Annotated in this window: 9 protein-coding genes and 1 pseudogene; all 10 read right to left on the reverse strand. The window is 44.3% G+C overall.

Features of this window, described 5'->3' with window-relative positions; all coding sequences use genetic code 11:
• Positions 1 to 183: LuxR C-terminal-related transcriptional regulator (locus tag F6J94_RS34415; protein ID WP_367142264.1), on the reverse strand; the 183-nt coding region annotated here is incomplete at its 3' end.
• A pseudogene (locus F6J94_RS24295) lies at positions 173 to 1,333 on the reverse strand (tetratricopeptide repeat protein); the annotation flags it as partial. The gene F6J94_RS34415 and the pseudogene F6J94_RS24295, both read right to left, overlap by 11 nt.
• Positions 1,334 to 1,956: 623 nt before the next feature.
• Positions 1,957 to 2,160: a hypothetical protein gene (locus F6J94_RS24300; protein WP_293044886.1), complete on the reverse strand. Its 204-nt coding sequence runs from the start codon at positions 2,158 to 2,160 to the stop codon at positions 1,957 to 1,959.
• Between the two features lie 17 nt (positions 2,161 to 2,177).
• Positions 2,178 to 2,300 (reverse strand): hypothetical protein, encoded by a 123-nt coding sequence (locus F6J94_RS24305; protein WP_293044888.1) that lies wholly within the window; start codon positions 2,298 to 2,300, stop codon positions 2,178 to 2,180.
• 128 nt (positions 2,301 to 2,428) lie between these two features.
• Positions 2,429 to 2,629 (reverse strand): hypothetical protein, encoded by a 201-nt coding sequence (locus F6J94_RS24310; protein ID WP_293044890.1) that lies wholly within the window; start codon positions 2,627 to 2,629, stop codon positions 2,429 to 2,431.
• Between the two features lie 729 nt (positions 2,630 to 3,358).
• Positions 3,359 to 4,318: a lipase family protein gene (locus F6J94_RS24315; RefSeq protein ID WP_293044892.1), complete on the reverse strand. Its 960-nt coding sequence runs from the start codon at positions 4,316 to 4,318 to the stop codon at positions 3,359 to 3,361.
• Between the two features lie 338 nt (positions 4,319 to 4,656).
• The gene (locus F6J94_RS24325) at positions 4,657 to 4,959 is read right to left on the reverse strand and encodes a hypothetical protein (protein WP_293044900.1); all 303 of its coding nucleotides are present in this window, start codon (positions 4,957 to 4,959) and stop codon (positions 4,657 to 4,659) included.
• Between the two features lie 50 nt (positions 4,960 to 5,009).
• Positions 5,010 to 5,597 (reverse strand): single-stranded DNA-binding protein, encoded by a 588-nt coding sequence (locus F6J94_RS24330; RefSeq protein WP_293029693.1) that lies wholly within the window; start codon positions 5,595 to 5,597, stop codon positions 5,010 to 5,012.
• 61 nt (positions 5,598 to 5,658) lie between these two features.
• Entirely contained in the window at positions 5,659 to 6,783 is a 1,125-nt protein-coding gene (locus F6J94_RS24335) for an RRXRR domain-containing protein (RefSeq protein ID WP_293044894.1), read from the reverse strand.
• A 603-nt stretch (positions 6,784 to 7,386) separates the two neighbouring features.
• Positions 7,387 to 9,422: mannose-1-phosphate guanyltransferase (locus tag F6J94_RS24340; protein ID WP_293044896.1), on the reverse strand; the 2,036-nt coding region annotated here is incomplete at its 5' end.

Consider the following 9,422-nt stretch of genomic DNA (forward strand, 5'->3'; position numbering starts at 1 on the left):
CTTCAGCGCAAATTTAACCAGCCCCGGCAAATGAGAGATGTTGAGCTTGCGCATCATGCTTGTTCGATGGGTTCTCACCGTAATCTCTGAAATAGACAGTTTCTCCCCAATTTCACTGCTCGTTAGCCCATCACACAGCAAAATCAAAATTTCCTGCTCTCGCTTGGTTAGCTGCTTGACCAAGGAGTTTTTTCAACAGTGCTAAGGCTTGTCGATAGAGGGGTTCCGCTTCACCATATCTGCCCTGGCTTAAGTAGAGTGTAGCCAGATTATGGAGGCTTCTTGCCACATCGGGATGGTTCTCACCCAGGAGTTTTTTCGTCAGTGCTAAGGCTTGTTGATAGAGGGGTTCGGCTTCACCATATCTGCCCTGGCTTTCGTAGAGTGCAGCCAGATTATTGAGGCTGGTTGCCACACGGGGATGATCCTGACCGAGGAGTTTTTTCAACAGTGCTAAGGCTTGTCGATAGAGGGGTTCCGCTTCACCATATCTGCCCTGGCTTGAGTAGAGGAATGCCAGATTATTGAGGCTGTCTGCCACATGGGGATGGTCTTGACCAAGGAGTTTTTTCCTCAGTGCTAAGGCTTGTTGATAGAGGGGTTCGGCTTCACCATATCTGCCCTGGCTTTCGTAGAGTACAGCCAGATTATTGAGGCTGGTTGCCACATCGGGATGGTCTGGACCAAGGAGTTTTTTCCTCAGTGCTAAGGCTTGTTGTAAGAGGGGTTCGGCTTCACCATATCTGCCCTGGCTTGAGTAGAGGAATGCCAGATTATTGAGGCTAATTGCCACATGGGTATGGTCTTCACCAAGGAGTTTTTTCCACAGTGCTAAGGCTTGTTGTAAGAGGGGTTCGGCTTCACCATATCTACCCTGTCTCAAGTAGAGTGCAGCCAGATTATTGAGGCTGTCTGCCACATCGGGATGGTCTTGACCAAGGAGTTTTTTCCTCAGTGCTAAGGCTTGTTGTAAGAGGGGTTCGGCTTGAGCATATCTGCCCTGGCTTAAGTAGAGTAATCCCAGATTATTGAGGCTGTGTGCTACATCCGGGTGTTCCTCTCCTAATACTTCCCGCCGAATCTCTAATGCTCTCTCAGCTAGGGGAATTGCTTCTGAGTACTTTCCTTGCTGATAAAGCTTAATGGCTTGCTGAGTTAGTTGAGAGGCTTCTGCTAGGGATAACTCTTCAGCCCTTTCACTCCCTGGTGAACTCAGTTGTTGAGCTATTATACTTTGCCCCCAGCTAGACCTAGGGAAAGCCACTCCCATTGCCATCACACCGACAACGGTGGCTAAAATCGCTGCTGGCTTGACACAGAGGTTTTGATTCATTGTTTGAACCTCCATTGGGGATAGTCAATAAACCTGATCAAAAGAAGTGGGGGTAATACAGTAGTGTGCTACCCACTATTGATTGTTCTACTGACGTTTTAGGGTTCAGGATTTATAGCAACGGAAGTATAGTTTAGGACATAGTTTTTTAGTGTAAAGGGAGCAGGGAGTCGGGAGTCGGGAGTCGGGAGTCGGGAGTCGGGAACAAGAATTATAACAATTTATACAGGGATTATTATAAACATTTCAACGCTCACGAATTGTCATAAAAAACTATAGTAAATCAACGTTTTATCCTAATAGCTAACCCTTTAAATCGTTAGATTAAATTCCTTGAGCGTTACTGGAGCGATAATTATTCCGTAAGCATTCAGCTATCAGCATTCAGCTATCAGCTATTGGCCATAAGCGAGGCTACTGTTTGCGCAGCGTCTGCGTAGCGTAATCGGTGCTTTTAAATAAAATAAGCTGACGGCACCTCAAGTAGCGTGAGCTTTTAGCTGACGGCTGACGGCTGACGGCTGAATTCTTACTTCCAAGCTTATTGAATTTGAATAATTTATGTGATGGGAATATTTTAATTATCAGCAGACTATAATAATTTAATCGCACTCTTGCGGAATTTAATAGTCATTTTTAATCCAATCGGTCAGATCAGTCACGTCTTCAGTCTCATAGTCTTGAGGTAAACCAAAGGTAGTGTCAAGGTCTTGTTGCTCTTGATCACTAACGTAAAGCATTAACATATGACAGAGTAAGAGTCTTTCTTCTCTCAAAACTTCTCGGATGCTTTCTTTGATAAGTGTTTTTAAGTCTTGAGTTTCCATCGCTTTTGAATTAAAGGTTATTTTTGTAAATTATATAGCAAAGGGAACAGGGAACAGGGAACAGGGAACAGGGAGCAGGGAGTAGGGAGTAGGGAGTAGGGAGTAAAGAAAAAAAAAATAGCCGCAGAAATACTATCCACGACTATTTCAAATCTTGATGTCACAAAATTAGCAAACCTAACCTGCTCTGCTTGGCCAAAGGTCACGCTACAAAACCAGACCAAAACCAAGGCCCCCGGGGGGGAAACCCCCCCAGAAATTTAAAGTGTTATGGCAACAACCAATACTTGGTGATTGTAGTGATCACTTCCCCAGGAACATCAGTCGCTTCCAGAGGAGTCCATTCCGCAATCTCCGCATAGCCTAGGGCATACAGCATTTGCATACTATAAAGTACTGATTGACGAGAACCTTTCAGAGTGTGCTGAGCAGGTTGTTTCTTGAAGTTTTGGCTGAATTGTTGTGACATTATAAAAAATCTCATTTCGGTTTATATTGATTATTGTAATGATTATATTTTTAATTGTCAAGGGTTTTAAAAAGTTTTTTTTGGGAGTTTTAGGATTAATAAAAAATAAGCGTTCGCGTAGCGTCTCTTTCAGAGAATCGCTTTTAGCGGAAGCGGTCGCGTAGGGTGACATGCAGGTCAATCGCGTAGTGTATCGTTCAAATAATCGCTTTTATAAAATTAGCGATCGCATAAACGCGGAAGGTTCGCGTGACTCGCGTAGGGTGACATGCAGGTCAATCGCATAAGCGCAGAAGGTTTACGTGACTCGCGTAGCGTCTCTTTCAGAAAATTGCTTTTTTTTACTAGTATTTTGTGATAGCGTTTATTGCATTTATGAGGTACGCTTATCAACCTCAAAGTCCCCCTTTTTAAGGGGGATTTAGGGGGATCATTTTTTACCTCATGGCAGAGAGAATAGCTATAACTAGTAATTTTAACAATAGCGCTGGGAGCAGTAGCTTCTAAAATAGACAAGGTTTAATCAGCGCGGAGATTGTAACGATAAAATACAAATTACTGATTTGCTATAATAAAGTAACCTATCAGCCAAATACACAGGATTGTTTTACCACTTCCCTGTTCCCTGTTCCCACTTCCCTATTCCCTGCTCCCTGCTCCCTGCTCCCTAAAACCAGAAACTCTGTACCTCACCAAATTGAAAAACGCTATACATCCCCAGACCAAGAGCTACCAATATGTACAGACTGTACTAGGATCTGGTTTCACCGACTTCATCGTTTTGCCCTGATCGTAGTCAAAGGTTTTATCACAAAAGCCACTTTCACTTTCCAACGCACAATTCAAAACGGTTTTATAATTTTTGCGATGATGATTGTCGATAATCTCAAATTTACCCATTAAGTTGTCTCGAGAAAATGAAACTAGATAGGCATAGGGCAAATGCTGGTATCTTTCAGGTTTATATGGGACACAAGGAACTTTATCATAAACATTTTGGATACGAATAGTTCGTGTCTCCGGGTTTTGTTGAGGTGCCTGTTGTTGATAAAATTCTACAAATGCTTGGTTGCCTACACGAGGGGAAGCATAGTTGTAGCTTGCAGACTTGATATCTGGTCTAGACAACGCCATATCAAGTGTGAAGAAAGTGCTCAGTGTAGAGCCTAAACTATGGCCAGTAATATACAGAGTATCGATCGGTTTTTCAGATGCTTGATATTTATCAACTAGGGCAAACACTTGATTCTGCATCGAGGGTGTGTTCCCATCACTATTGGAATAGATATGGTAGAAACCTGATTCAACCCTAAGCTTAGATGGAACTACAACATCTTCCTGATAAGGTACAAATGTTGTATGATTAATACCAAAATTATCTATTAAATCCTCTGTCGAAGAAGTACCTCTAAAGGCAAATATATAAGTGTAAGGAGACTGCTGAGATCGAAACACTAGACCATAACACTCAACAGTTTTGTATTTATTAAAAATCGCATCAACACCAGTCCAGTAGTCTACAAAATCATAACCATCCGGTGGAGACACCTCAAGACACTCAGCAGGGTTTTGCTTATCAAAAGCATCATAAGTTCGACCGCTTGCTTGCGCTAAAACGATGGCCCTGGTGGAATCAAGGTCAGCAGTTGTGAGGTAAGTAATTCTGTTATCCATCACGCATGCTTTCATTAGGATGGCTATATATAGCCATCCTATCTGATGTGTGAAAGAAATGGTCTGCTTTAAGGCAGGAAGCAGACGGCAGATGGCAGAACGTAAGGGAGAAGGCACCACTTTTTAACAATTCCAGTGATTTTACAAATACATTACATAATTTAGGATTGCTATATACGCTTCCTCCCCACTAGCAAGGATGAAGCCAATGGCATTACTCTCGAGTCTTTTAAACCCTAGTAATGTAATTATTTTTTGCACAAAAGTCCATACAATTAATTGCTGCTTCAGAATTAGCAACAGAGGGATGCACGGTACACTTAAGACGATAATCACCAGTAAAAAACTGACAGTTAGAACAGGGAATTTGATGCAGTCGTTTTGCAACAGCAAAACTGTCTCGGACTGCTGACAAAACGCTCCAAGCTAGAATCATCATTAGCCCCCAAGCCAAACAAAAACAAATCAGGTTTAGATAAGGCTGGAGGGCATAGATCAGTACGTAAAGGAGTTGAAACACAATTTAATAGACTTCTTGCAGAAGTCGGGAACAGGGAACAGGGAACAGGGAACAGGGAACAGGGAGCAGGGAACAGGGAGCAGGAACCCACCCCTAACCCCTCCCAGGAGGGGAAAAGAGGGAAGAGGTAAAACATTTTGTGTACCTCATAGCTATGATAAACGCTATAATCTTTGCTCCTAATAACTAAAAGGGAATATCATCTAAATCTTGTTGATGACTAGGGCTACCAGACGTTGGGTTTTGAGGAGATGAAGACCCAAAAGAAGAGTCAAAACTTTGCTCAGTATTTTGTTCAGTGCTGGTATAAGCAAAATCTTGTTCGGTATTGCTAGGAAAAGAAACAGATGACGACATCCGATGTTGCTCCATGGATACAACCTTATCATGGGTTTGGGGACGGGATGGTTCTGGGGTATGGTTGAAAGTTCTGTCCGAGGCCATGACTTGTGGCTCGAAGTGATCATCTGTTCCCAATTTGTGAATCCGGGAAACATTCAATTCTGCCCGTTTTTCCTTGAACCCTTCTGGTCGCTCAATCACATTCATCCTTAAGCTACCTTCAATCACCACGCGATCGCCTGTGGAATAGTTTGTTTTAATTTCATTAGCCAAATATTCCCCCCAACCTACCACTTTTAAGGTTGATGGGGATTCCTCAGCCTTGAGACCGGAGAATTGTACTAGCATCTGAGTCAGCGGTGTCTGATTCTCTGAGGTGTAACGCAGTTCTGGATCCTGAATAATTTGTGCCATTAAAATGCAGCTGTTCATCAAATCTTCGCGGCTGGATACCCCATCCTTCTTAAGGTGGGGAGGAAAGCCGCGCCTCCAATTAGTGGTTTACAATTAAGCCCGTCGAACGTTTTAATAGTCGGACTTTCCGGGCAGTGAATTGTCCGATTCGCTTCCAGTTGATATCGCTAACGGAAACCTGTCTTGCTGTTTCGCCGCTTACCCAACCTCGTGCTTGTTTCCCAGCCTTGACAGCTTCAACATAGTCTCCTTTACGAAAACCATGGCTAGTAGTTGTACCGCCGTATTTGCGCCGTTTTCCACCTTTATAAAACTGCAACAAATGTAATTGACGGCGGCTTATGGGGGCACGTTTGATAACAGAAAAGGTAGCATCAGTCACGTCACAGTTTCTTGGGACACTTAGCTTACCTTTGCTGTGATAATAGTTTTTGCGCCGGAAGAAATGGGTAGCAGCCAAAGCAATCCCATCTACTGCATGAGTGTTAACTGAAAGCCTACTTTTGTCAGCCTTGTCCTTGACCAGTCCTAGAGCCTCCCTTTTAAGGGCAGTCTCCCAGCCTTGTTTTTGAATAACTGGAGCTATTCTCTCTAACTGAGATATTGACCAATATTGACCTACCATCACAGGAGAAAATCCTTTACTACCTCTTGCTTTGACTACTTCGTAGACAATGACTCTTAATGGATACAAAAGGCTAAGCTCTTTGATTACCCGTTGTTCTAGCTGACGATTAGCTCGAATTGAAGGAGGAACTTTTTTTTCTCTTCTGTTCGAGAATCGTTTTTGTCTATGAGACCTTTGCGAGTAACGTACTTTGCGGTTTATTCGACGACTTCTACGAGTTCTTTCGGCGAAGCCGACGCTACGCGAACGCATCATTCGTCGAGTATCCATGCGTTCGCGTAGCGTCGGCTCTGCCGAATCACGAACTTTCTTGTAGGGCAACACTAAATGCCCTGTCCAAAGAGTAGTCTTATTTGACTGAACAGCAATACCAGAAAACAGTTTTCCAGGGTCAACACCAACAGCAATGTCCTGAGTTTCTTCTCCAGACGGTTTGTTGACTAACTGAACAGCAAAAACATTTAGGTCGTTTTGGTAAACAACAGCTAAACCTTTATTAATCCAACGTCGAGCACGAGAGGCTTTAGTTGGCATTAATGGTCTCCCATCGGGAGAAATAACTGGAACTCGTAACATGGTGATAAACCTCACGAGAAAAGTATTTGAGTTGACGACTCGTCCCCTGGCCGTAGGCCACGCTACGCGAACGACCACCGAATTTAAGATGTCCTGTCCAACAGCAACTGACAACACAATTTTAAAGAGGTTTGAACTGGGGAAGTATTCAAACGTTCGTACCAAAACTCGGCTCAAATGGTCTAGTCAAACACGCATAATTGATTGTTTATGCAAGCCCCATCCCTCTATAGGGTGGGGTTATTGACCTCGTATCTCCCTTGTCCTTTCAGTGTTGACTCCTTATTATAGAACAAGCGTACCAATACTCTTGGCTTTTCTTTGATAGAACTTAACCTACCAACAATTAACTAACAACAATAGCGTAGCGGCTTTCCTCTGAGCTCTACAAACACTCTGAGGAAAGCCACCGCTATGCCTATTAACGTAAGCATTCAGCCGTCAGCTATCAGCCGTCAGCTTATTTTATTCAAAAGCTGTTCGGTGTAGCTTGCGCTATGGGCATAAACTGTTCCCGTAGCGTGACCACAGGCCTTTGGCTGATAGCTGATAGCTGATAGCTGATAGCTGATAGCTTACCTGTTAACAGCCGATAAATCGGATTTATGACACGGCTGAAGGTTGCGCTTCTACACCTTGTTCTTGTTCAACGAATTCCTGAACATGGTTGCGATAATGCTTGAGGTTTTCCTCGGCCCAATCCCGGTCATCGCTGTTGGCAAAAATATGAACTAAGGGTTCGCCAGCATCGGGTAAAATCAACACCCAGTTATCATTTTGCGCGTTGATAATTTTAACGCCATCAACAAGTTCGAGCTGCTCACTGGGATGGGTTTCCACCAGATGACGCATCAGGCTACCCTTAACTGTCCAAGGACAGCGCAGGGTAACGGTTTTGTACCATACCCGGGGGAGCTCAGCGCGAATATCAGCAAGCGATCGCTCTTGGACTGTCAGCATCTCGATCAACTTGGCGATTCCAAACATAGCATCAAAGCCTGGATGTAGTTGGGGGAAAATAAAGCCCATGTCCCAACTGCCTCCCAATACCACATTGGGGTTGCTTTGAGAAGCTTCCATCAGTGCTGTAGGGTTAGCTTTGGTGCGGATCACCTTGCCATCATGCTGTCGGGCAATTTGTTCCACCGCACTTGATGCCTGGACTGGTACCACCACAGTTCCCCTGGGATTAGATGTTAACATAATATTGACCATCAGTGCAGTCAATATCTCACCTCGAATCGAGATTCCCGATTCATCCACCAAAATCAGCTGTTCCCCATTAGCAGAGACCTGGACGCCAAAATTGGCTTTTAGGGCTTCGACCACCTGACCCAGCTGATTGAGCAAACTCTCTCGTTCTTCTGCCGAGATAGCTGTTTGTTTCAAACTGGCATTGAGGACTACTGCATCAGCGCCAAATTTTGCTAACAGTCGGGGTAACACCGCACCAGACACGGCATAAGCATAGTCAATAACTACCTTAGAACCACTGTTGCGAATTGCCTCTACATTGAGATGCTTCTCAAAAGCAGTACCGTAGATATCGATTAACTGGATCGGGTAGTTAACATTACCGATATCATTAATCTGGACTCGTCTTAGGTCTTCTTTAAAGTAAGCCCCCTCAATTTTTTTCTCTTTACCCTTGCTGACATTAATTCCCTTGGCATCAATAACTTCGATCAGGATATGATCTGGTCGGTCAGGATGCACTCGCACATGGATACCCCCCTCAACCCCTAGGGTTGGTATCACGGTTCGAGCCACAGGAATTGCAGTTGCATCTAGGTTCTGGACATCGACACCCACAGACATCAATCCCCCAATCAAAGACCGGGTCACCATGCGACAGATACTACGCTGGTCACGGGAGAGTGATACTTGGGAGCCTAGTTTTAAGGTAGACCCATAAGCCGCTCCCAACTTAACGGCAAATTCCGGAGTAATATCGATGTTGGCTAAGCCTTGGACACCCCGCTGACCAAAAAGATTCCGTTGGGCAGTGTTGCCCCAAATTAAATTGATATTCAATGTTGCACCTGATTCTATAGTTTTATTTGGCCAAACCCTTACAGTGGGACTAATTTGAGCTTCTTCTCCGACTTTAGACAGGGAACCGACAACGGCACTTTCCAAAACCTGAGCACGACGATCTACCCGGGTTCCCCTGGAAATGGTGCAGGCACTCAGATTAACCTCTTCACCAATCAACGCTCCATTCCAAATAATCGGTCGTTTCAGGTGAGCGTGGGCAGAGATAGTAACATTGTCGCCAATTACTGTTCCTGCTTCGATGTGGGCGTTTGGCCCAATCCGGCAGTTGTTACCAATTAGTACTGGGGTTTCAATCTTAGCAGTAGGGTCGATATAGGTATTTTGTCCCACCCACAGTCCTGAGGATTGTTCTGGGTAAGCAAAGTCTAGTGTGACCTTATTCATTAAGCCGTCATACTGGGCTTCTCGGTAAGCCTCCAGGTGACCGACATCACACCAATATCCCTCAGCCACATAGCCATACATTGGCTCATCTTTCGCGAGGAGTTTGGGAAACAGGTCTTTAGAAAAGTCACATTCCTCATTTGATGGCAGGTACTCTAGAACCGATGGTTCGAGAATGTAAGTGCCAGTGTTAACGA

Origin of the sequence: Moorena sp. SIO1F2, from assembly GCF_010672755.1 — a bacterium.
GTDB lineage: Bacteria > Cyanobacteriota > Cyanobacteriia > Cyanobacteriales > Coleofasciculaceae > Moorena.